At 70.8% G+C, this 22,995-nt stretch carries 23 protein-coding genes; 9 read left to right on the forward strand and 14 right to left on the reverse strand.

Going from position 1 to position 22,995, the window contains the following annotated elements; all coding sequences use genetic code 11:
* Window positions 1-6 precede the first annotated feature (6 nt).
* The 6 genes from PGB26_RS03500 to PGB26_RS03525 all read right to left on the reverse strand — a co-directional run bounded on the left by PGB26_RS03500 (window position 7) and on the right by PGB26_RS03525 (window position 4,843).
* On the reverse strand, window positions 7-873 hold the full coding sequence (locus tag PGB26_RS03500) for a class II fructose-bisphosphate aldolase (RefSeq protein ID WP_271638911.1): 867 nt from the start codon (window positions 871-873) through the stop codon (window positions 7-9).
* A complete protein-coding gene (locus PGB26_RS03505) occupies window positions 870-2,186 on the reverse strand; it encodes a 1-phosphofructokinase family hexose kinase (RefSeq protein ID WP_271638912.1) in 1,317 nt (438 codons plus the stop codon). The genes PGB26_RS03500 and PGB26_RS03505 overlap by 4 nt, the downstream gene beginning before the upstream one ends.
* Window positions 2,183-3,169, reverse strand: a complete 987-nt coding sequence (locus tag PGB26_RS03510) for an ROK family protein (RefSeq protein ID WP_271638913.1) — start codon at window positions 3,167-3,169, stop codon at window positions 2,183-2,185. Before PGB26_RS03510 ends, PGB26_RS03505 begins: the two co-directional genes overlap by 4 nt.
* Window positions 3,170-3,190: 21 nt before the next feature.
* Complete coding sequence (locus PGB26_RS03515; RefSeq protein WP_271638915.1) at window positions 3,191-4,084, reverse strand: SIS domain-containing protein; 894 nt, start codon at window positions 4,082-4,084, stop codon at window positions 3,191-3,193.
* Window positions 4,085-4,209: 125 nt separating this feature from the next.
* Window positions 4,210-4,515 (reverse strand): chorismate mutase, encoded by a 306-nt coding sequence (locus tag PGB26_RS03520; RefSeq protein ID WP_271638916.1) that lies wholly within the window; start codon window positions 4,513-4,515, stop codon window positions 4,210-4,212.
* A gap of 4 nt (window positions 4,516-4,519) precedes the next feature.
* A complete protein-coding gene (locus PGB26_RS03525; RefSeq protein WP_271638918.1) occupies window positions 4,520-4,843 on the reverse strand; it encodes a hypothetical protein in 324 nt (107 codons plus the stop codon).
* A 93-nt stretch (window positions 4,844-4,936) separates the two neighbouring features.
* Here PGB26_RS03525 and PGB26_RS03530 point away from each other — a divergent pair, with 93 nt between their 5' ends.
* A complete protein-coding gene (locus PGB26_RS03530; protein WP_271638919.1) occupies window positions 4,937-6,223 on the forward strand; it encodes an AI-2E family transporter in 1,287 nt (428 codons plus the stop codon).
* A gap of 66 nt (window positions 6,224-6,289) precedes the next feature.
* Here the strand turns inward: PGB26_RS03530 and PGB26_RS03535 are convergent, their stop codons facing one another.
* The 7 genes from PGB26_RS03535 to PGB26_RS03565 all read right to left on the reverse strand — a co-directional run bounded on the left by PGB26_RS03535 (window position 6,290) and on the right by PGB26_RS03565 (window position 13,757).
* Window positions 6,290-7,210 carry an ABC transporter substrate-binding protein gene (locus PGB26_RS03535; protein ID WP_271638920.1) on the reverse strand — a complete coding sequence of 307 codons (921 nt, stop codon included), beginning with the start codon at window positions 7,208-7,210 and terminating at the stop codon, window positions 6,290-6,292.
* Window positions 7,211-7,230: 20 nt separating this feature from the next.
* On the reverse strand, window positions 7,231-7,959 hold the full coding sequence (locus PGB26_RS03540) for an ABC transporter permease (RefSeq protein WP_271638922.1): 729 nt from the start codon (window positions 7,957-7,959) through the stop codon (window positions 7,231-7,233).
* Window positions 7,956-8,663 (reverse strand): ABC transporter permease, encoded by a 708-nt coding sequence (locus PGB26_RS03545; protein WP_271638923.1) that lies wholly within the window; start codon window positions 8,661-8,663, stop codon window positions 7,956-7,958. Before PGB26_RS03545 ends, PGB26_RS03540 begins: the two co-directional genes overlap by 4 nt.
* The gene (locus PGB26_RS03550; protein WP_271638924.1) at window positions 8,660-9,481 is read right to left on the reverse strand and encodes an ABC transporter ATP-binding protein; all 822 of its coding nucleotides are present in this window, start codon (window positions 9,479-9,481) and stop codon (window positions 8,660-8,662) included. Before PGB26_RS03550 ends, PGB26_RS03545 begins: the two co-directional genes overlap by 4 nt.
* 166 nt (window positions 9,482-9,647) lie before the next feature.
* On the reverse strand, window positions 9,648-11,057 hold the full coding sequence (locus tag PGB26_RS03555; protein ID WP_271638926.1) for a dihydrolipoyl dehydrogenase family protein: 1,410 nt from the start codon (window positions 11,055-11,057) through the stop codon (window positions 9,648-9,650).
* 155 nt (window positions 11,058-11,212) lie between these two features.
* Window positions 11,213-12,439: a lactonase family protein gene (locus tag PGB26_RS03560; protein ID WP_271638927.1), complete on the reverse strand. Its 1,227-nt coding sequence runs from the start codon at window positions 12,437-12,439 to the stop codon at window positions 11,213-11,215.
* Between the two features lie 31 nt (window positions 12,440-12,470).
* The gene (locus PGB26_RS03565) at window positions 12,471-13,757 is read right to left on the reverse strand and encodes an adenylosuccinate synthase (protein ID WP_271638929.1); all 1,287 of its coding nucleotides are present in this window, start codon (window positions 13,755-13,757) and stop codon (window positions 12,471-12,473) included.
* Window positions 13,758-13,989: 232 nt separating this feature from the next.
* On the opposite strand from PGB26_RS03565, the gene PGB26_RS03570 reads away from it, so the two are divergent.
* From PGB26_RS03570 to PGB26_RS03600, 7 genes are read left to right on the forward strand one after another with little or no spacing between them, the layout of a single operon-like run.
* A complete protein-coding gene (locus PGB26_RS03570) occupies window positions 13,990-15,036 on the forward strand; it encodes an AAA family ATPase (protein ID WP_271638931.1) in 1,047 nt (348 codons plus the stop codon).
* Window positions 15,037-15,063: 27 nt separating this feature from the next.
* Complete coding sequence (locus PGB26_RS03575) at window positions 15,064-15,954, forward strand: DUF58 domain-containing protein (RefSeq protein WP_271638932.1); 891 nt, start codon at window positions 15,064-15,066, stop codon at window positions 15,952-15,954.
* The gene (locus tag PGB26_RS03580; protein WP_271638934.1) at window positions 15,941-16,429 is read left to right on the forward strand and encodes a hypothetical protein; all 489 of its coding nucleotides are present in this window, start codon (window positions 15,941-15,943) and stop codon (window positions 16,427-16,429) included. The genes PGB26_RS03575 and PGB26_RS03580 overlap by 14 nt, the downstream gene beginning before the upstream one ends.
* 11 nt (window positions 16,430-16,440) lie before the next feature.
* Window positions 16,441-17,445: a VWA domain-containing protein gene (locus PGB26_RS03585; RefSeq protein ID WP_271638936.1), complete on the forward strand. Its 1,005-nt coding sequence runs from the start codon at window positions 16,441-16,443 to the stop codon at window positions 17,443-17,445.
* On the forward strand, window positions 17,442-18,434 hold the full coding sequence (locus PGB26_RS03590; RefSeq protein ID WP_271638938.1) for a vWA domain-containing protein: 993 nt from the start codon (window positions 17,442-17,444) through the stop codon (window positions 18,432-18,434). The genes PGB26_RS03585 and PGB26_RS03590 overlap by 4 nt, the downstream gene beginning before the upstream one ends.
* Window positions 18,431-19,201: a hypothetical protein gene (locus tag PGB26_RS03595; protein WP_271638940.1), complete on the forward strand. Its 771-nt coding sequence runs from the start codon at window positions 18,431-18,433 to the stop codon at window positions 19,199-19,201. The genes PGB26_RS03590 and PGB26_RS03595 overlap by 4 nt, the downstream gene beginning before the upstream one ends.
* On the forward strand, window positions 19,195-20,304 hold the full coding sequence (locus PGB26_RS03600; protein ID WP_271638941.1) for a hypothetical protein: 1,110 nt from the start codon (window positions 19,195-19,197) through the stop codon (window positions 20,302-20,304). The genes PGB26_RS03595 and PGB26_RS03600 overlap by 7 nt, the downstream gene beginning before the upstream one ends.
* A gap of 9 nt (window positions 20,305-20,313) precedes the next feature.
* On the opposite strand, the gene PGB26_RS03605 is transcribed toward PGB26_RS03600, so the two are convergent.
* Entirely contained in the window at window positions 20,314-21,852 is a 1,539-nt protein-coding gene (locus PGB26_RS03605) for an FAD-dependent oxidoreductase (RefSeq protein ID WP_271638943.1), read from the reverse strand.
* Between the two features lie 155 nt (window positions 21,853-22,007).
* Between PGB26_RS03605 and PGB26_RS03610 the strand changes: the two genes are divergently transcribed.
* Entirely contained in the window at window positions 22,008-22,931 is a 924-nt protein-coding gene (locus PGB26_RS03610; RefSeq protein ID WP_271638945.1) for an N-acetylglucosamine kinase, read from the forward strand.
* The last annotated feature ends 64 nt before the right edge of the window (window positions 22,932-22,995 follow it).

Genomic DNA, 22,995 nt, shown 5'->3' on the forward strand with positions numbered 1-22,995 from the left:
GCGCCGTCAGGCGGACTCGAGGGCGAACAGGCGCAGCATCCGCGCCGCCTCTTCGGCGACCGCCTCACGAGCGGGAGAGAGGTACTTGCGCGAGTCGACGAGCTTCTCGTCGGCGGCGAGGGTCTCGCGGATCGCGCGCGTGAAGAAGCCGTTGAGGTGCGTCGACACGTTGATCTTGGTCATGCCGGCCCGCACGGCCTGAACGATGACCTCATCGGCGACACCCGACGAGCCGTGCAGCACGAGCGGGATGTCGCCGCCCGAGCGACCGATGCCGCTGAGCGCGGCCTTCAGACGGCCGATCAGGTCGATGTCGAGCGAAGCGGAACGATCGAGCATGGCGTGCGACGAGCCGACCGCCACGGCGAGCGAGTCGACGCCGGTGGCCTTGACGAACGCCCGCGCCTCATCCGGATCGGTGCGCACACCGGGAGCGTGAGAGCCGTCCTTCCCGCCGACCTCGCCGAGCTCGGCCTCGATGTAGACGCCGGCAGCGCGGGCGCGGGAGGCCACATCGGCCGTGATCTCGACGTTCTGCTCGTAGTCGAGCTTGCCGCCGTCGAACATGACCGACCCGAAGCCCAGCTCGATGGCCTCGTCGACCAGCTCGGCCCGCTCGGCGTGATCGAGATGCACGGCCACCGGGGTGCTCGCGCGTCGCGCGACCGCGAGGGTCGCCCAGCCGATGGGCTCGAGCCCGCCGTGGTAGTCGGCGCAGTTCTGCGAGATCTGCAGGATGACCGGCAGGTTCGCGCGTTCGGAAGCGGAGATCAGCGCCTCGGCCGTCTCGAGGTGGATGACGTTGAACGCGCCGATCCCGGTGCCGGCCGTTGCGGCGGCCCGCATCAGGTCGCGTGGGGATGCAAGGGTCATCGGGTCTCCTCGGGGTGGTGTGGAGGATCGGCAGCGGGTCCGGCCGGTCGTGCGGTGATGGTCAGGGCGGTGATGGTCAGTGCGGACTCGAGCTCGGGCCAGGAGGGGTGGATCTCTCCGGCGAGCGGCATCAGCACGGCGGCCGCCGACCAGGCGGTCGCGCGACGCAGGATCTGGGCGGGGTCGTGGATGCCGGCATCCATCAGCACGGCGCATGCGGCGACAGCGGCATCCCCCGCTCCGGTCGGGTTGCCGCCGAGCGCCGCGCCCAGCCGGGCGTGCAGCACCGAGACATCGCCTGATGCCGTGGGCGTGATCGCGAGCATCCCGTCGGCTCCGAGCGAGAGAAGCACGAGCCGAGCGCCGCGGCGGATGAGCTCGCGCGCGCCGTCGACGGGGTCGTCGAGACCGGTCGCGTCGCGCAGCTCGTGCTCGTTGGGTTTGAGGACGGATGCCCCGGCATCCGCCGCCGCGAGCAGGGCCGGGCCGGACGTGTCGACGATCACGCGCACCCCTGCCTCGCGGCCCAGCCGGATCAGGTCGGGCAGCGCGTCGTCGGGGATGCCCGGGGGCAGGCTGCCCGAGATCACCAGCACCCGCGCGGCGCCGGCGGCTGGTGCGTCGACGGCACCCGAATCGACGGCATCCGAATCGGGGGCATCCGGATCGGGGGCATCCGGATCGGGGGCATCCGGATCGGGGGCCGACACGCCAGATATCGGACGTTCTCGCGGAATGCGTCCGACATCTGGAGTGTCGGCCCCCCGTTCGTCACCGTCGGCGGGGGCACCAGGTGCGGGTGCGGGGACGGCGGGGGCACCAGGTGCGGGGGCATCGTCGGCGGGGGCACCGGGTGCGGGGACGGCGGGGGCACCAGGTGCGGGGACGGCGGAGGCACCAGGTGCGGGGGCACCGGCGGCTCCGTCGGCGCGAAGGGCGCGGGACACGGCATCGCGAAGCGTCTGCCACTCGGCGTCGGAGGGGGCGATGCCGCGTTCGTTAACGACCGTCGTGTCGCCGAGCGCCTCGTCGACGAGGGCGACGCTGCGGCGGGTGGATGCCTCGACCGGCACGAGCACGTGCGGCACGCCCGACGCCGCGAGCTCTGCGGCGAACTCCGCACCCGTCGTGCCTCCCGTGGTGGTCATGGCGATCGTGTCGGCGCCCTGCGCGTGGGCGACCCGGGCGACGTTGAGGCCCTTGCCGCCGGCGCGCACCTGCCCGGCATCCGCGCGGTGCGTGTCGCCGACGGTGAGCGAGGCGACGTGCCAGGTCAGGTCGAGCGCCGGGTTCGGTGTGACGGTGACGATCATGCCGGCACCACCTGCCGTGCGCGCAGCGCCGACCCGAGGATGCCCGCGTCGCCCGAGAGCTCGGCCGCGACCAGGGCAGGGATGCGGTGGAAGCTGAGCCGGTCGGCGAGGCGCACGCGCAGCTCGTCGAACAGCGCGCCGCCGGCGCGCGAGAGCCCGCCGCCGATGACGACGGCCTCCGGAGCGATCACCGCCGCGAGCTGGGCGATCGACATCGTCAGCGCGTCGAGCGCCTCGTTCCAGATCCGCGCAGCGGTCTCGTCTCCGGCGGCAGCGCGGGCGATCACCTCGCGAGCGCCGTCGACCACGTCGCCGGTGGCCTCGGTGAAGCGACGCGAGATGGCGCCGGCCGAGGCGACCGCCTCGAGGCATCCGCGCGCTCCGCACGGGCAGGGCCACTCCCCGAGCGGCGAGTGGCCGATCTCTCCGGCGTAGCCGCCCGCCGTGTAGGGGCGGCCGTCCACCAGCAGCGCACCGGCGATCCCGGTGCCGATGATGAGCACGACCGAGTTCGCGTAGTCGCGGGCCCCGCCCAGCACGTGCTCGGCCCAGCTGGCCATCCGCACGTCGTGGTCGAAGGCCACGGGCATCCCGAATCGGGCAGCCATCAGGTCGCGGATCGGCGCGTCCCGCCAGCCGAGGTTGCTGCTGAACACGCCGATGCCGTTCTCGGCGTCGACGATGCCGGGCACGACCAGGCCGACGGCCTGCGGCACGACGTCGGGATGCTGGGCGCGCAGCTCGTCAGCGAGCTCGGCCAGCCGCTCGATCAGGCGGGCAGGGGTGCCGTCGTCGCTGCGGGGGGTCGGGGTGCGGCGCAGCCCGAGGGCGGTGCCGTCGGCGTCGAACAGCGCCGACTTGATGTCGGTGCCGCCCACATCGAAGGCCAGCACGGGCGCTCCGGCGCCGATCGAGACCGTGCCCGGGGGTCGCTCACCGGACTCGTCGCTGACCACCTCGGGGATGTCGCTCTGCTCGGACATGCGCGCGCCCTCCGTCGGCCGTCAGTCGTCGAGGATCACCGAGCGGGTGAGGTTGCGCGGCTGATCCGGGTCGAGTCCCTTGGCGACGGCGCGGTCGAGGGCGACGCGGTGCAGGCGCACGAGGTCGGCCATCGGGTCGATGGAGTGCTGCACGAACCTGGCGCCGGTCGCCTCGACCTGGGCCCGCAGGCCGTCGGGCGCGGAGCCGAGCTGCCAGGTGATCCGTCCGGGGGCTGCGATCGCGATCGGGCCGTGGCGGTACTCCATCGAGCTGTACGACTCGGTCCACGACTGCGACGACTCGCGCATCTTCAGGGCGGCCTCGTGGGCGAGACCCATGGCCCAGCCCATGCCGAGGAAGCTGTACTGCTCGGCGTCGGCGAGACCGGCGTCGTCTGTGCCGTCGAGCACGGCCTGCGCGTCGGCGATCGCCGCGTCGAGGCTCTCACCGACCGACGCGCGGAACAGGGCCAGCGCCGTGGTCGCGAAGCGGGTCTGCACGACCGACTGCTCATCGGCGAAGGGCAGGCCGATCACGCTGTCGGCCATATCGACGAGCGGCGAGCTCGTGTCGCCGACGACGGCGATGACGGGCGTCTTGCCCTTCACGCGCTCGGTCAGCTCGAGCACCTCGGTAGTCGTGCCCGAGCGCGTGAGGGCGACGATCGCGTCGTAGCCGCGGCCGAAGGGGAACTCGGATGCCGTGAACGCGTCGGTCTCGCCGTGCCCGGCGCTCTCGCGCAGCGCGGCGTACGACTGCGCCATGAACCAGGAGGTGCCGCAGCCGACGACGGCGATGCGGGCGCCGGATGCCGGGAGCAGCGCCTGCTCATCGCGCATGGCGGCTGCGCGCGCCCAGGTCTCGGGCTGCGAGATGAGCTCTGCGCGCATGTGCGCGCCGGCGGTGGTGTGCATGGCGACTCCTGAATGCTTGTTTCTGACGTTTAGAACCAGATATCGATCATATTGTTGCATAGACCGGAGGCGCGCTGAAAGACGGCATCCCCCGTCTGGTTCCAGCCGCGGCGCCGCGCCGAGTGTCAGCGGCCCTCGGCCGCCTCGGTGTGGTGGCGGATGACCTCGGCGACGACGAAGTTGAACCACTTCTCGGCGAACTCGGGATCGAGGTGCGCCTCTTCGGCGAGCGCGCGCAGACGCGCGGTCTGCTGCTCTTCCCGCCCGGGGTCGGAGGCCGGCATGTCGTGCTCGGCCTTCAGGCGACCGACCTGCTGCGTGCAGCGGAACCGCTCGGCGAGCATGAAGATCAATGCGGCGTCGATGTTGTCGATGCTGGCGCGCAGGCGCAGCAGTTCAGCGCGCGCGGCGCGCGCGTCGGCGTCACCCACGTTGTCAGCTGTGCCGACGGTCGGCGCGCCCTGCATCGCCGTCGTCGGGGTAGCGTCCGTCGGTGTACTCGCCCTCCTCCTCATCGGCGTGGGCTGCGGAGCGATCCGCGTGGCCGCTGGAGTGGTCGGCGTCGGTGTACGCGCCCTCGCCGTGACGCGGCAGGTGCTGCTCACGACCGTCGGCGGAGTAGACGCCGTCGGTGTACTCCCCTTCGGCTTCGCCGGCGTGCCCCGCCTGATGGCCGGTCGTCGTGCCGTCGCCGTGGTCGGCATCCGTGTATTCGCCCTCAGCGGGTTCGGCTGCGTGGTGTGCGTGTTCGTCGGACATGGGATCCTCCAAAGGGTCGTCGCACCTCTCACGATAGTCAAGCGCGGGCCGAGAAGGCAGGGTCAGGTCGGCGCCGGCCATAGAGTGATCGCCATGAGCACCGAAGACCCCACGTCGCCCGCGGCATCCGACCGCGACGACTCCCGCGCGGCGGCCAGGGCCACCCGCGCCGCGGCCGCCGCGGAGACCGCCGAGATGGGCGCGGCCATCCAGGCCGACGCCGCAGCCGACGAGGCCAGCGCCGCAGCCGACGAGGCGGACGCCGCGGCCGCAGCCGCCGAAGCGGCGGAGCACCCCTCGCCGGCCGACGCGCCTACGCCGCGACGCTCGATGTGGACGCGCATGGACCGCCCGTTCCGGCTCGGATTCCTGCTCACACTCGGCGGTCTGTCGGCGTTCCTGCTCGCGCTCGCGCTCACCAGCCTGTCGACGGTGCTCGTCTACGTCGCGATCGCCCTGTTCGCCGCGCTGGGCCTGAACCCCGCCGTCCGCCTGCTCACCCGACGCGGGCTGTCGCGCGGCGTCAGCGTCGCCATCGTCATCGTCGCCCTCGTCGCCGCCGTCGGTCTCGTGCTGGTGCTGATCGTGCCCGTCGTGGTCGAGCAGATCGCGTCGTTCGTGAAGTCGGTGCCCAAGGTCATCGACGACTTCGTGCACACCGACCTGTACCTCCTGCTCGAGAAGCAGTTCGGCGATCAGATCGGCTCGCTGCTCGCCGACGGCCAGAAGCTGCTCACCGACGGCAAGACGCTCACCGCGCTCGGCGGCGGCGCCCTGAAGGTCGGCACGTCGATCGCTGAGGGCGTCTCGGCCTTCGTCATCGTGTTCGTGCTCACCCTCTACTTCGTGGTGGGACTGCCCGGGATCATCACCTCGATGCTGCGCCTGGCCCCCGCCCGCAAGCGCCAGCAGGCCCGCAGCATCATCGATCAGATCACCGAGTCGGTCGGCGGCTACGTGCAGGGCATGGTCATCCTCGCATTCGCGAACTCGATGGTGGCGCTCGCGCTGTACCTCCTGCTGGGGCTGCCGTTCCCACCGCTGATGGCCGTCGTCGCTTTCCTCATCACGCTCATCCCGCTGATCGGCCCCCTGCTGTTCCTCGCCATCGGCACCGTGGTCGCGCTCCTCGCCGACCCGCTGCACGCCCTGATCTTCGGCGTCGTCTACCTGATCTACATTCAGATCGAGGCGTACGTGCTGACCCCGAAGGTCATGAACCGCACCCTCGAGGTGCCCGGGCTGCTGGTCGTGCTCGGTGCACTGGTCGGCGGCACTCTGCTCGGGCTGCTCGGTGCGCTCGTGGCCGTGCCGGCCACGGCATCCATCCTCATCATCCTGAACCAGATCTTCATCCCGCGGCAGGACGAGCGCGTCTGATCCGCCGCAACGCGAACGCGGCCGGGTGGGCGAACCCACCCGGCCGCGCCGGTGCTGCGGCGAGGGTCAGATCAGGCCCTTGTCCTTGAGCCATGCCTTGGCGATGTCAGCCGACGACTTCTGGTCGACGGTGCTCTGCACGTTCATCGCGACGAGGTCCTCGGCGCTCAGCTCAGCGCTGATCGCGTCGATGACCTTGCTGACCTCGTCGGCGATGTCGCTCGAGACGAGCGGCACGACGTTCGATGCCAGGATCATGTTCTCGGGGTCCTTCAGCGCCACGATGTCCTCGGTCTGGAAGGCGGGGTCGGCCGAGTAGATGTCGGCGACCTGCACCGTGCCGGCCAGCAGCGCGTCGAGGGTGCCCTGACCGGTGGCCGAGAACTTCAGGTCGACGCCGTATGCCTCCTTGGCGCCATCGGGCCCGTAGGGGCGCTGCTCGAACTCGGGCGCGGCTCCGATGGTGGCAGGTTCGCTGAGCTTCGACAGATCAGCGATCGAGGTGAGCTCGTTCTCGTCGGCGAACGTCTTCAGCACCGTGTAGGTGTCCTGGTCGCTGGCGTCGGCGTACTGCAGCGCGGTGAGCCCGTCGGGCAGCGCGTCCTTCAGGGCTGCGTACACGTCGTCGGGGCTGGTGGCCGTCGCCTCCTTGTCGAGGTACTCGAGGAGGTTGCCGGTGTACTCGGGGAACACGTCGATGTTGCCGGACTCGACCTCGGGCATGTAGGCGTCGCGCTGGCCGATGTTGAACTTGCGATCGACGGTGAAGCCGGCGTCTTCCAGGCCCTGAGCGTAGATCTCGGCGATGATCTCGTTCGAGTAGTACGCCTGCGAGCCGACGACGATCGTGTCGCCGCCCTTGTCGCCGCTGTCGGCGCTGGGCTTGTCGAGCGGGTTCGAGTCGGACGCGCAGCCGGCCAGCGACAGGGCGGCGACGATCGCGATTCCGGCGGTGAGCGCGGTGCGGGTTCTGCTGTGAGTGGACATGACGGGCCTTTCGGTGTGGGTCAGGCGGGAGCGGATGCCGCGCGGCGAGCGCGCGACGGAGAGGACGGACGGGCGGATGCCGTGGTGCGCAGCCCCGCCGGGACGGCGGCTCGCTGCGCGAGCGCCATCAGCAGGTCGACGATGAGGGCGAGAGCGGCGACGAGGATCGCGCCGCCGAGCACCTGGTCGAAACGGCTGAGCGGGATGCCCTGGATGATGGGCCACCCGAGTCCGCCGAGGTTGACGTAGGCGGCGATCGTGACAGTGGCGATCACCTGCAGCAGAGCCGAGCGGACACCCCCGACAAGCAGCGGCAGCCCGAGTCGCAGCTCTACTTTCGTGAAGATCTGCCACTCGGTCATGCCCATCGCGCGGGCGGCGTCGATGACCCGGCGGTCGATGGCCTCGAGGCCGGTGTACGCGCCGGCGAGCAGCGAGGGTATGGCGAGCAGCACGAACGTGATCACGGCGGCGAGCGGCGTCTGCAGGATGCCCAGCACGAGCACCAGCAGCACGAGCAGTCCGAAGGAGGGGATCGCGCGTGCGGCACCCGAGATGGCGACCGCGATCTCGCGCCCCCGCCCGGTGTGGCCGATCAGCCACCCGGCCGGCAGGGCGATCGCGGCGGCGACGGCCACCGAGATGATCGTGTAGATCAGGTGCTGGGCGAGCAGGGTGGGCAGGGCGTAGGTGCCGACCAGCCGCTCAGGCGAGAACAGCCAGGCGAAGGCGTCGGCGAACAGATTCATGCGCTGACCGCCTTCGCCTCGCCCTTGGACGCCTGAGCCTGGCCCCTGGGCCCCTGAGCCTGCCGAAGGGTAGCCCGGCGCGTCCACGGCATCAGCATCCGCCCCGCGAGCATCAGCAGCAGGTCGACGATGAGCGCAATGACGACGACGGCCACCACGCCGGCCAGCACCTCGGGGATGAGCCTGCGCTGCTGGCCGTTGGTGAACAGGTAGCCGAGGTTGGTCACGCCGATGAGGATGCCGACCGTGGCGAGCGAGATCGTCGACACGGCAGTCACCCGCAGTCCGGCGAGGATCACGGGGCCGGCGAGCGGCAGCTCGATCGTGAAGAAGCGCCGAGGGGCGGCGTACCCCATGGCCGTCGACGCCTGCAGCACACCCTCGTCGACGGAATCGAGCCCGTCGGCGACCGCACGCACCAGGATGGCGACCGCGTAGATCGTCAGGGCGGCGATGAGGTTCCGCTCGCTGATCACCGAGTAGCCCAGGGCGGCGGGCATGAGGATCAGCAGCGCCAGCGAGGGGATCGTGTACAGCAGGCCGGTGAGCACGATGACGGGTCCGCGCACCAGCCGGTAGCGCCAGGCGACCCAGCCGAGCGGCAGCGAGAGCAGGAGGCCGAGCGCGATCGGGATGAGGCTCTGGCGCAGGTGGATCACCGTGAGCTCGACGATGAGCCCGAGGTTGTCCACCACCCAGTTCATGCGGTGTCCTCCACGAGGCGCCCCTGAGTGCGGCCCTCCGAATCGACGACGACCGCGCCGTTCGGCGTCTGCTTGACGGTCAGGGCACGGCGCCCGCGCTCGGCGCCGATGAACGCCTCGACGAAGGCATCCGCGGGGTTCTCGATGATCTCGCTGGGGCTGCCGACCTGCACGATCCGGGCCCCGCGATCGAGGATGACGACCTGGTCGCCGAGCAGGAATGCCTCGTCGATGTCGTGCGTGACGAACACGACGGTCTTGTCGAGTTCGTTCTGCAGGCGGATGAGCTCCTGCTGCAGATCGGCGCGCACGATCGGGTCGACGGCGCCGAACGGTTCATCCATCAGCAGGATGTTCGGGTCGGCCGCGAGTCCGCGCGCGACGCCCACCCTCTGCTGCTGACCGCCCGAGAGCTGGCTGGGGTAGCGGTCGGCGAGCGACTGGTCGAGACCGACCGTGGTGAGCATCTCGCGTGCGCGCTCGTGCGCCTCGCGGCGCGCGACGCCCGTGAGGCGCAGCACGGTGGCCACGTTGTCGAGCACGGTGAAGTGCGGCATGAGACCGGAGTTCTGCATGACGTAGCCGATGCTGCGCCGCAGCGCGACCGGATCGCCGCCCAGCACGCTCTTGCCGTCGATCTCCACCTCGCCCGAGGTGGGCTCGACCATGCGGTTGATCATGCGCAGCAGCGTCGTCTTGCCGCAGCCGGACGAGCCGACGAAGACGGTGGTCTTGCGCGAGGGGATGACCAGGCTGAAGGCATCGACGGCATGCGTGCCGTCGGGGAACGTCTTTGTGACCGACCGGAACTCGATCATCGGCTCACGGCTCCTGCGGGGACAGCTCTCATGCACGTACCTCCTGGCGTCGTTTCGAGCGTAGGCGACATCGCGGACATTGCGCCGGAATCGCTGCCTGCCCACCATCCCGGTTCGGAGTCGACGCGCGGGCGGATTGCCCGCGCATCGTCACGCGGTCGCGCGCTCATGCCGACTGCCTGCCGTACTCCTCGAGCAGCCGCAGCCAGACCTCGCTCATCGTCGGATAGGCGGGAATGGCGTGCCAGAGCCGGCTGATCGGCACCTCTGCGACCACGGCGATGGTCGCCGCCTGCAGCATCTCGGCGACGTCATCGCCGACGAAGGTCGCGCCGACGACGACCTCGCGCCCGGCGTCGATCACCATGCGCGCTGTGCCGCGATAGTCGTCGGCATGCAGAGCGGCTCCCGCCACCGCGCCGAGGTCGTAATCGACGACCTCGATCTCGTGGCCGGCCCGGCGCGCGGCATCCGCGGTCATCCCGACTGAGGCGACCTCGGGTTCGCTGAAGACGACCTGCGGCACCGCCGCGTGGTCGGCCGTCGCCGCATGACGACCCCACGGGTCGTCTGCGACGACCTCTCCCCGCGAGCGGGCGGCGATCACATCGCCGGCCGCGCGCGCCTGGTACTTGCCCTGATGCGTCAGCAGGGCCCGGCCGTTGACGTCGCCGACGGCGTACAGCCAGTCGCTGCCCGGCACGCGCATCGTGTCGTCGACCTCGATCGAGCGGCCCGGCTGCAGGCCTGCGGTCTCGATGCCGATGTCGCCGGTGCGCGGCGCCCGTCCGGTGGCGACGAGCACCTCGGCCGCCGTGACCTCCTGACCGTCGTCGAGCGTCAGGACGACCGCATCGCCATCGCGACGCACGGCGGTGGTCTGCGTGTTCAGCCGCACATCGACGCCCCGCTCGCGCAGCCCTTCGGCCACGCGCTCGCCGGCGAACGGCTCCATCCGCTCGAGCAAGGCGCCCCTGGCGATCAGCGTGACCGCCGTGCCGAGTCCGGCGAAGACCGTCGCCATCTCGACGCCGACGACCCCGCCGCCGATGACGGCCAGCGAGTCGGGCACCTGCTCGACGCCGGTCGCCTCACGGCTGGTCCACGGTCCCGCCTCGGCGAGGCCCGGGATGTCGGGGATCGTGGCATCCGATCCGGTCGCCACCGCGACCGCGTGTCGTGCCCGCAGCACCCTCGCGCCGTGCTCGGTGGCGACCGTGACCTCGCGCTCGCCGGTCAGCCGGCCGTGCCCGCGCACCAGGTCGATGCCGGCGTTCTGCAGCCACGTCACCTGCCCGTCGTCCGACCAGTGCGAGACGAAATCGTCGCGACGCGCGAGCACCTCGGCCGGTGCGATGCCGCCGCCGGTCACTCCGCGGACGCTCTGCGCGGCGCGCAGCGCCTGCAGCGGCCGAAGCAGCGCCTTCGACGGCGTGCACGCCCAGTACGAGCACTCGCCGCCGACGAGCTCGCTCTCGACGATGACGGCGGTGAGCCCGCCCTGCACCGCCCGGTCGGCCACGTTCTCGCCGACGGGGCCCGCGCCCAGGATGATCACGTCGTATTCGTCGCTCATCCGGCCAGTCTTGCCGACCGCCTGGCTTCGCCGCCGGGGCTTGACACGGGCTGATCCCGTGCGGTCGGTGCATCCGCGGAAGGGGCGCCCGCACCCCTTCGTCAAAGTCCGATACCGCCCTTCCGGCACCGATCTCGGGAGTTGTGCAGACCGGCTCAGCGTGCCGGGAGGATGACCGTCGGGGTCGGAGCCTCGGCCACGTGACGCACATCGCGCGGAGCACCGGTGCGCTCATCCAGATCGACGACGCTGACCGTGCCCGAGCGCTGCCCTGCCACGAGCAGCGTGCCGTCGTAGACGAGGTGGTGACGTGGCCAGTCGGCCCCGGAATCGGCGAGGGCGAGCGGCTCGAGGGCATCGCCGCCCGCGCGCACGCGGAGAGCTGCGAGGGTGTTGCTGCCGCGCAGCGCGGTGTAGAGGGTGTCCCCATCGCGCGAGACCGCAAGCTCGGCGGGGAAGTCGACTCCGACCAGGGCGATCGGCGATGCGGTGGTCGCCGAGACGAGTCCCCAGACTCCGTCGCGGGCGGATGCGAGGGTGAACACCTCGCACGAGTATTCGGTGACCACGTGCAGGTGCCCGCTGGGATGCATCACCATGTGGCGGGGGCCGGTGCCGCGCGGAAGCACGATCTCGTGATCGAGCGCGAGCCCCTGTCCGGAAGGGCGCCAGATGCGCACCAGGTCGAACCCGAGGTCGGTGGTCGCGATGCGCCCGTCGGGCAGGAACACCGCCGCGTGGGTGTGCGACACGCGCGGCTCCTCCCCTGCCGGAGTCGGGTACGGGTCACGGGCGCGTTGCGAATAGGGGGCCGACACTCCAGATGTCGGACCGATCCCGGCATCCGGTCCGACATCTGGAGTGTCGGCCCCCGGAATGTAACGCTCACCAAGCGCGACGTCGCCCGCCGCACCGTCGCCCGCCGACCCGCCGCCCGCCGAACCGCCGCCGTCGGCGCCGAAGAGGGCGGCGCGCAGGGCCGCAGCCTTGTCGACGCCGGCCGGCACGAGCCCGCCGTCATCGGCGATCCCGAAGCGCACGACGCGTCCGTCGCCGTAGCAGCTGGCGATCAGCATCCGTCCGCCGGGTGAGACCGCGAGATGGCACACGCCGTTGCCCGCCCGCAGCGGTTCGCCCAGCGGGCGCAGCGCCGCCTCGCCGACGCGAGCGAACGCCTGCACCATGCCCGCACCCTCCTGGGCGGCGTAGACGACGTCGAGCGTCGGATGCGCGGCCAGCCACGAGGGCGATGCCACCGCAGCGGCCGTGCCGCGATGACGCAGCGTCGACGGCCCGCGCCCGTCGTCGACCGACATGAAGCCGATGCCCTCGGCATCGCCGTCCATGTCGACGCCGTAGCCGCCTGTCCAGAACCGCGTCATGCTGCCTCCTCTTCCCCGGGAAGGGCGGAGCTCAGTCGATCAGGTCGTGGCGCACGATGACCTGGTCGCGGGCGGGGCCCACGCCGATCACCGAGATACGGGTGTTGCTCATCCGTTCGAGTGTGAGCACGTAATCCTTCGCACTCTGCGGCAGGTCGTCGAAGGTGCGCGCCTTCGAGATGTCCTCGCTCCAGCCGGGGAAGTACTCGTAGATCGGCTTCGCGTGGTGGAAGTCGGTCTGGTTGACCGGCACCTCGTCGAAGCGCGTGCCGTCGACGTCGTAGGCGACGCAGACGGGGATCTGCTCGAGACCGGTGAGCACGTCGAGCTTGGTGAGCACCAGGTCGGTGATGCCGTTCACCCGCGTCGCATAGCGGGTGATGGGGGCGTCGTACCAGCCGGTGCGGCGGTCGCGACCGGTGGTCGTGCCGTACTCGAACCCGGTCTTGCGCAGCCACTCGCCCATCTCGTCTTCCAGCTCGGTGGGGAACGGGCCCGAGCCGACGCGCGTGGTGTACGCCTTGACGATGCCGACGATGCGGTCGAGTCGGTTGGGCCCGACGCCCGATCCGGATGCCGCTCCCGCGGCCGTCGCGGTCGACGAGGTCACGAAGGGGTACGTGCCGTGATCGACGTCGAGCATGGTCGCCTGGCCGGCCTCGAAGACGACGACCTCGCCGCGGTTCAGGGCCTCGTCGACCAGGTGCCCGGTGTCGGCGACGAGCGGACGCAGCCGCTCGGTGTACGACAGCAGGTCGTCGACGATCTCGTCGACCGTGATCGAGCGACGGTTGAACACCTTCACCAGCAGGTGGTTCTTCTGGTCGAGGGCGCCCTCGACCTTCTGGCGCAGGATGTTCTCGTCGAAGAGGTCCTGCACGCGGATGCCGACGCGGTTGATCTTGTCGGCGTACGCCGGGCCGATGCCCCGGCCGGTCGTGCCGATGCGGCGCTTGCCGAGGAAGCGCTCGGTGACCTTGTCGAGGGTGCGGTGGTACGCGGTGATGATGTGCGCGTTTGCGCTGACCTTGAGCCGCGAGGTGTCGACGCCGCGGGCCTGCAGCGCGTCGAGCTCCTGGAACAGCACGGCGAGGTCGACGACGACGCCGTTGCCGATGACGGGGTTGACGCCGGGGCTCAGGATGCCCGAGGGCAGCAGGTGCAGGGCGTACTTCTCGTCGCCGATGACGACGGTGTGGCCGGCGTTGTTGCCGCCGTTGAACTTGACGACCCAGTCGGTGCGCTCGCCGAGCAGGTCGGTGGCCTTGCCCTTGCCCTCATCGCCCCACTGGACGCCGACGATCACGATTCCTGGCATGCGTGTACCCCCTGGTGCTGCACGCTTTCGCCGGGTTTGCACCGGCAGATGAGCTGGCCCTGATCGGGCGAGACCATCCTATCGGAGAGGCATTTCCCGCCCGCCCTGTGGCTGGAGTGCGGCCACGGGCCCGTCGATCACGCTGACGCGCGACCGGGATCGTCGCGACCGCGGAAGGTTACGCTGGTGCAGGGCGGCGCGGGCCGCGTGCGCTCCCGATGAGGAGATCCAGATGACCGACCTTCCCGTTCACGCACCGTCGACACCGCCCCCACCGGCACCTGCCGGACGCGTCCCGGCCGACGGCGACGACCTGGCTCGCGCGCAGCGCACCCTCAAGGTCGTCTCCGACTCCTACGCCACCAAGATGGTCGGGCAGGACAGCCTGCGCGCCAGCTTGCTCATCGCGCTCATCGCCGGAGGGCACATCCTGCTCGAATCGGTGCCGGGTCTCGCGAAGACGACCGCGGCGAGCACCCTGGCCGACACCGTGAAGGCCAGCTTCAAGCGCATCCAGTGCACTCCCGACCTGCTGCCGAGCGACATCACCGGCAGCCAGATCTACGACGCGGCGACCGGCAGCTTCCGCACGGTCCTGGGGCCCGTGCATGCCAATTTCGTGCTGCTCGACGAGATCAACCGCTCGAGCGCGAAGACGCAGTCGGCGATGCTCGAGGCGATGCAGGAGCGGCAGACCACGATCGGCGGCGAGGTGCATCCGCTGCCGCGCCCGTTCCTGGTCATCGCCACGCAGAACCCCATCGAGCAGGAGGGCACCTACGAGCTGCCCGAGGCGCAGATGGACCGCTTCCTGCTCAAGGCGATCGTCGAGTACCCGAGCCCCGCCGAGGAGTTCGAGATCCTCAACCGCATCGACTCGGGTGCTCTCGATCCCGACCGCCACGTCGCAGGGGCGATCACCCTCGACGACGTGCACGACCTGCAGGACATCGCCTCTCGGGTCTACATCGACCCCGCGATCCGGAATTACATCGTGCAGATCGCCTACGTCACCCGCAATCCCGCGCCCTACATCGGCGAGGAGCGGGCGCGTTTCATCAAGTACGGTGCGAGTCCGCGCGCGAGCATCGCCTTTCTGCAGGCGTCGCGCGCCCTGGCGCTGCTGAACGGCCGCTCGCACGTGCTGCCGGAAGACGTCCGGTCGCTGCGGCACCTCGTGCTGCGGCACCGCGTGCTGCTGACCTTCGAGGCGGATGCCGAGGGTGTGCGCAGCGAAGACATCATCGACCAGATCTTCGCGTCGGTGCCGACCCCGTAGCCCTTCGACAAGCTCAGGGACCCAGTCATGGCGAGTCTGATCACGCAGGTGAGAGCGAAGCTCTTCATCCGCTCGTCGCAGAAGTCGATGCACGCGCTCGACGGCGCGTACGCGTCGCTGCTGCGCGGACGCAGCCTCGACTTCGAAGACCTGCGCCCCTACGAGTTCGGCGATCAGGTGCGCGACATCGACTGGCGCGCCACCGCCCGGCACGGCGAGCCGCTGATCAAGCGCACGAAGGCCACCCGCAAGCACACCGTGCTGTTCGTCGTCGACACCGGACGCGGCATGCGCGCCCTCGCCGAAGACGAGCGCGGCAAGCGCGACCTCGCGGTGCTGCTGACCGGTGCCCTCGGCTTCCTCACCGTGCGCCACGGCGATGACTTCTCGGTCGTCTACGGTGACAGCGCCCGCGTGCGACGACTGGCGACCGGCAGCAGCGAGGGCGCGCTCGAGCATGCGCTGCGCACGATCAGCGCGGCCATCGACTCGAGCACGGCGGCGGGGGATCGGGATGCCCTGCTGCGCTACACCGCGCGGAACATCGCACGGCGCATGATCGTCGTGCTCGTGACCGACGAGGCGCCGCTGACGCCCGACACCGAGGGGCTGCTGCGCAGGCTCGCGGTGCAGCACGATGTGCTCTGGCTGACGGTGCGCGACGCGGATCCCGTCATCCGCCCGGGCAGCGGTGGCACCCACCGGCGTGATGTCGACAGCGGCTGGGCGATCCCCGACTTCGTGCACGGCGACGCCGAGGTGATGGCGGAGCTCGCCACCGATGAGGCGGCGCACACCGCCGCGCGCGATGCGACGCTGCGGCGCCTCGAGATCACGCACGCCGAGTTCGGCGCGCAGAGCACCGCGGTCTCGACGCTGCTCGCGATGCTCAACAGGAGGTCGCATGCCCGCTCCTGATGAGCTCTACCCACCCGCCCAGTACGGCTGGGGCTGGCTCGTGCTGGCGATCGGCATCCTGCTGCTGCTCGCCGGCGGCGCCTGGCTGCTGCTCGCGCTGACCAGACCGAAGCAGAGCATAACGCTGCCCGGCGAGCCTGCATCCGTGCCGCCCACAGCGGCGGTGCTCGATCAGCTGCGCGGCGAGTACCTGGCTGACGTGCAGCGCATCGAAGATGCATACCGTTCCGGGAATATGCCGCCGCGGCAGGCGAATCTCGAGCTCAGCCGCACGGTGCGCGCCTTCGTCAACGAGTACTCCGGTCTCGAAGCCCCGGTGCTCTCTCTCGACGACCTGATCGCCCGCGGCGTCGATCCCGTGCTCATCGACGCGATCCGCCGGCACTACTACCCGAGCATCTTCCAGCGCGGTCCCGCCATCGATCCGGTCTACGGCGCCGAAGCCGCGCGCGCCGTCGTCACGAGCTGGCACTGAGGGGTGACGCCGTGACACTGAACACCTGGTGGATGCTGCTCGTCGCCCTCGGCGTGCTGATCGCCGCCGTCGTGATCGGCGCTGTCGCCGGCATCCGGTCAAGGCGACGCTCCGACACCGCACCCGCCGCCCTCGTCTCGCGCGCAGAGCGCCTGCGCGCACTGCCGTCGTTCCGCGCCGCCGTGCGGCGACGCATGACGCTGCTGTCGGGCATCGTCGCGCTGGGCGCGATCGCCGTGCTGCTCGGCGGCGTCGTCGCCGCCCGTCCGATGGCGCCGAAGACCGTGCAGCCCGTGAACGCGAGTCGCGACATCATGCTGTGCCTCGACGTGTCCGGCTCGATGTCGGATGTCGACGTCGAGGTGCTCAGTGTCTTCGAGAAGCTGCTCGAGGGGTTCGAGGGCGAGCGGATCGGGCTGACGATCTTCAACAGCTCGCCCGTTCAGGTGTTCCCCCTCACCGACGACTACGCGTTCGTGAAGGAGCAGCTGCGCAGCGTGCGCAGCAGCTTCGACTACGCCGACGAGACCCCCGAGCACTGGGTCGGCACGCTCAACGGCCCCGGCGCCTCGCTGATCGGCGACGGCCTCGCCGCGTGCACGATGCGCTTCGACCATCAGGACGACGAGCGCAGCCGCTCGGTGATCCTCGCGACCGACAATGAACTGGCCGGCGCCTCGATCCTCACCATCGAAGAGGCGGCCCAGTACGCGAAGGCGCAGCGGGTGCGGGTGTTCGCTCTCAACCCGGTGCAGGGCAAGGACGCCCAGGTCAGCGCGCAGCTGGCCGACGCCGCGGCGCTCACCGGCGGGCAGTCGTACGCGCTGCGCGCGACGACCACGGTGGGTGACATCATCGCCGAGATCCAGAAGCAGGAGGCGACGACGCTGAAGGGGCAGGCGCAGGTGATCCTGGTCGACAGCCCCGATCTGTGGATCGCGCTGATGCTCATCGCCGTGCTCGGCTTCGTCGTGCTGCTGATCTTCGTCCGGGATGCCCGAGGGAGGCGCGCATGATCCTCCAGCCCGTCCTGCATCCGATCCTGCTCGCCCTGCTCTGCGCTGTGCCGGCGTTCTTCGTCGTCCGGTCGCTCGTGATCGAGCCCCACCGGGGGCGCTGGGTGCTGCGTCTGGGGATGATCGTCGTCGTGTTCGTCATGCTGCTGCGGCCGGGCATCCCCGGGGGCACCTCGCAGACCCTCGCGACCGACACCGACGTCGTGATCGTCGTCGACACGACGGCGAGCATCGTCGCCGAGGACTGGGCGGGCGACCGCCCCCGCATCGACGGCGTCCGCACCGACGTACAGGCGATCGTCGACGAGTACCCGGGGGCGCGATTCGCGCTGATCAGCTTCGACGCGGCGGCGCAGCTTCGGCTGCCGCTGACCACCGACGCCACCGCGCTCATGTCGTCACTCGACGTGATGCGACCCGAGGTGACCGACCAGTCGCGCGGGTCGTCGATCGGCATCGCGAATCGGATGCTGGCCGACACGCTCTCCGCGGCGGCGAAGGCGTCGCCCGAGCGCAGCCGAATGGTGTTCTATCTCGGCGACGGCGAGCAGACCGCGTCGAGCGAGCCGGAGTCGTTCGCCTCGAGCGCCAAGTACGTCGACGGCGGCGCGGTGCTCGGCTACGGCACGACCGAGGGCGGCCCGATGAGGAAGACCACCGGCCAGGGCACCGAGGGCGGCGACTACATCGAGTACCAGGGGCAGCACGCGCTGTCTGTGATCGACGAGGACAACCTGCGAAAGGTGTCGGAGCAGCTGGGCGTCGAGTACCGGGCGCGGACGGCGGATACCGCGATCGAGCTGCCCGAGGCGCCGACGAGCACCACCGACTACGCCGCTTCGGGCGAGGTCGGCAACGTCATCGAGCTGTACTGGATCGCCGCGCTGGCGCTGATCGTGCTGCTCGCCATAGAGGTCGCGCTCGCGACCGCATCGGTCGTGCGACTGCGCGGCCTGGCCCGACCCCGGCAGAGCGGAGACGCCGCATGAGCACTCACGCCGATGCCGCTGCGGCGCTTCTGGTCGTCAACCGACGCCGCCGCCGCATCCGTCGCTGGGTCGCGATCGCGACCCTGCCGCTCACGCTCGCCTCGCTGCTGCTCGTCGTCAAGCTGCTCAGCATGTACGCCTTCGCGCACGCATCGATCAGCTCGTTCGTCTCAGGAGCGTACGCCGAGTCGGAGTCGGCCGCCCGGGGGCAGGACGTCGCCAACTGGTTCGAGCCGTTCGCCGCGCCGTACAACATCGGCGCCGCCCTCGCCGGGGCCGACGAACTCGCCGCCTCGCGTTCCGAACTCGAGCGCGCGCTTCCGCTCGCCCAGGGACTGCAGGTGTGCCCGGTGATGATCAACCTGTCGCTGGTGATCGAGCGGCAGGGCGACGCGGCGCAGGCCGACGGCGACGCCGCGAAGGCCGCCGAGCTGTACGGCGAAGCCCTCGAGATCACCGTCGAGACGCCCGAGGAGTGCCGCAGCGACGGGGCCCAGCAGCAGTCGCCGCAGCCGAATCGCGACATGAGCGACACGCTCGACGAGAACCAGCAGCGCCAGCAGGAGAAGCAGCGCCAGAGCCAGCAGCCGCCCGATCAGCCGCAGCAGCCCGACCAGACCGGCCAGTCCGAGCAGCCGCAGACGCCACAGGACAAGCTCGACGACATCGAAGACCGCCTGAACCAGGGCGCGCAGGAGCGCGAGGAGCAGCTCGGCGGCGGGCAGGGCGACGAGGGCACCGGCGGGGGAACGGACAAGCCGTGGTAGATCGTCAGCGCAGCAGATACGTCGGCGGCTCGGAGGGGGCGCCGCCCCTTCCGCCGACCGGCGGCTACGCGGGAGCCGCCCGAGCGCGGGGAGGGCTGGATGCCGCGGCCGGCCTGCTTCCGGCATCCGGAGTCACGTACACCGACCCGGCGGCCGTGCGGAAGTCGGGCGTCAACGGGATCGGACTCACCGCCATCACGTCGACGGCGATCTTCGCCGTGATCCTGCTGCTGCTCATGCTCGCCGGCGGCACCGACGCGCTCTACGGCGTGACGCTTCTCGTGCTGCAGCTGGCGATCATCGGCGTGATCGTCGCGGCGCTGCTCACCAGGCGCGGACGGATGCTGGGGGCGATCGCCCTCGCCGTCTCCCTGGTCTGCAACGTCGCGACCGTCGGCGCGGTGGGCGCCCTGTACTCGTCGGCGACGCAGGCGTACGGCGGCACGAAGTCCGATCAGCAGCGGCATGAGGAGGCGTATCCGGGCGTGAAGGACCACTCGCCCGACGAGGCCCTGAACGGGCCGTCGCTCGACGACGTGCAGGCCGAGGGCGACGCACTGATGGCCGCCATCCGTCAGCGCCTGAGCGAGCGCTACGGATTCACGTGGGTGCAGAGCGGCACGGTCGACGTCAGTCCCGAGCGCAACGGGTACGGCGGCGAGTCGATGCTGCGCCGCTACACGTCGACGGTGTGGACGACCGAGCAGCCCGTGCAGGACGACGCGCGCAAGCGGCAGGTCATGCAGGCGATCGGCGAGGTGCTTCTCGAGCGCGGTCTCAGCGACCTGTACCCGCTGAACGAGATCGACACCGGCATATCGCCGGACATGGTCGCGAAGCTGTACGGCTCCACCGAGCCATCCCGCCAGCACACCTGGGAGTGCTACGGCGACAGCTACCCGGGGCCGATGCGCTTCTACGCGTACGCCTACGACCTCTCCAACGACCCGACCGGCGAGTTCCGCACCCAGCGCGAGGCGATCGCGAAGCAGACGGGCGAGCCGCTCGAGGGCATCCAGCTCGTGGTCTTCGCGCGCCGGGTGCTGCCCGAGGCCGACCGGGCCGAGTTCGAGCAGCGACTGCAGGACTACCCGGGGTTCTGACGACGAGTGTCAGTCGACGTCGTCCACCGGCACGTGCTCGTCGCCGGGCAGCTCGGGCTCGTCGACCGGCTTGAGGTCCTCGACCGCAGGACCCTCGAGCAGGGTGCCGTCGGCCGCGAAGCGCGAGCCGTGCAGCGGGCAGTCCCACGAGCGCTCGGCGCTGTTCCAGGTGACGATGCCGCCGAGGTGCGTGCACACCGCCGACAGCCGGCACGTGACGCCGTCGACGGTCGAGACCGCGACCGGCTTCATGTCGGCGCTGCCCACGACGCCCTCACCCTCTGCGGGTGGCGTGTCGGGCACCGGATGCCGTTCGGCCGAGATCCATCCCGTCGTGGCGTCCCGCGCCACCTCGGCGCCCGCAACCGCACCCTGCACGAGATCCTTCGGGGTGGTGATGCGGTGGTGCAGCGTCTGCGCCCACGGGATGTTCCCGTCGAGCACCTCGGCGGCGATGCTGAGCGCCGCCGCGACGGCGTTCGTCATGCCCCACTTGTTGTAGCCGGTGGCGATCTTGACGTGCTTGCCGGTGCGCGGCATCCAGCCCACGAACGGCACCATGTTCAGCGACTGGTAGTCCTGCGCCGCCCAGGCGTGGGTGCGCTCGGCGCCGGGGAAGTGCTGATGCGTCCACCGCTCGAGGTCGTCGACGAGCGCCTGCGTGTCGTCGACGCGACCCACGTCGTGGTCGTTGCCGCCCACCAGCAGCAGCTGCTCGCCGTCGTGCGCGGCAGTGCGCAGCGACCTGGTCGGCGCGTCGATCGAGAGGTACATCCCCTGCGGGATGCGGGCGGCATCGGGCATCCGGTACGCCTGCGCGTACGAGCGGTTGGCCTTGAGCTTGGCGAAGTACAGGCCACGATCGAGGATCGGCACCCCCGTGGCGAGCACGACGGTGCCGGCGTGCACGTCGCCGACCGAGGTGATCACCCGGCTCGGCTCACCGGTGTCGACGTCCTTCACGCGCACGCCCTCGACGATCACCCCGCCGCGCTCCCGCAGATCCGCGGCGAGCGCGCGCAGCACGTCCATCGGGTCGAACTGGGCCTGTTCGCGCAGCCGGATCGCGCCGTGCACGCGGAACGGCAGCTCGAGCTCGCTCACCCGCTCGACGTCGAGTCCCGCCGCCAGGCACGCCTCGTACTCCTTCTCGATCGAACGCGCACCGTCTTCGGTGCCCGCGTAGGTGAAGGCATCGCGGCGGTCGACGGCGACGCCGTGCTCGCCGAGATAGCGCAGCATCCACTGCTGCCCCTCGAGGTTGCCCTCGACGTACGCCTTGAGCACGCGGTCCGACCCGCGCGAGCGGATGCCCGAGAGCACACCGCCCTGCAGCAGGCTGAGCTTCGCGGTCGTGTTGCCGGTCGCCGCGGCACCGACGAAGCGGGCCTCGAGAACCGCCACCGACAGGCCCGCGCGCGCCAGCAGCAGCGCGGTGGTCAATCCGGTCAGACCTGCCCCGGCGACCACCGCGTCGTAGCGGGCGTCAGGCTCGAAGGTGTCGGTGGGGATGCGCTCACGCTGGTCGTCGAGCCATAGGGACGTCACGGTGTCTCCTTCGCTGGGGGCGAGTGAGCCCCCAGTACACCCCGAGCGCGGCCCCGGTGAACAGGGCTTGACATCTGCGCCGTCGCACGCACGGCGGGTGTTCTACGCTGGCTTCTGGTCGCGCGGCGCGACCGTCGATCGATCAGGGAGTCCACTTGCCCGAGCACACGCTTCTCGCCATCGACGCCGGCCAGACGGGCATCAAGACCCGCCTGGTCGCCCCGGACGGCACCGCTCAGGAATGGCTGTTCCCGGGTGTGCTCACCGACCGGCCGCTGCTGACGCAGCTGACGAGCGTCGTCGCCGAGGTCACGCGGGTCGCGCAGCAGGCTCCGCACACGGTGACCTTCGGCGTCTCGGGCCTCACCTCCGCCGACGACGAGGCGGATGCCCTGATGCAGCACCCCGATGTCGCCGGCGTGCAGCGCATCGCGGTGACCCACGACTCGGTCACCTCGTTCCTCGGTGTGCTGGGCGACCAGCAGGGCGCCGTGGTCGCGGCGGGCACCGGGGTGGTGACGCTCGGCGTCGGACCCGAGCACTCGACCCGCGTCGACGGCTGGGGCCACATCATGGGCGATGCGGGCAGCGGCTTCTGGATCGGCCGCGCGGCACTGGATGCGGTGATGCGCGCCTTCGACGGACGCGGCCCCGCCACGGCGCTGACCCCGGTCGTGCAGGAGCGCTGGCCCGATCTCGAGACCGCGTACGTCGCCCTGCAGTCCGCTGAGGACCGCGTGCGCACAGTGGCATCGTTCGCGGCACCGACCGCTCGGCACGCGGCATCCGGAGACGAGGTCGCGACCCGCATCTGCCGCGACGCCGCCGCAGAGCTCGCGGCGTCGGCGCTTGCCGCGCTGCGCGTCACCGATGCACCCGCCGACGCCGCCGTCGGGGCCATCGGCGGTGTGTTCGGCGCCGACATCATCCGCTCGGCGTTCGAGGCCGCCGTGCGCGCCGAGCGTCCGGATGCCCGCTTCGTGCCGCCGGCCGGAACGGGCCTCGACGGCGCGGTCGCCCTCGCGGACCTCGGCCCCGGGCATCCACTGCACGAGCGATTCGCCGAGCGCACCCGCTGAGCCCGCCGCCTGACCACCTGATTCGCCGAGCGCACCCGCTGAGCCCGCCGTCTGACCACCTGAT

The organism is Microbacterium sp. nov. GSS16, assembly GCF_028198145.1.
In the GTDB taxonomy this organism is placed as follows: domain Bacteria; phylum Actinomycetota; class Actinomycetes; order Actinomycetales; family Microbacteriaceae; genus Microbacterium.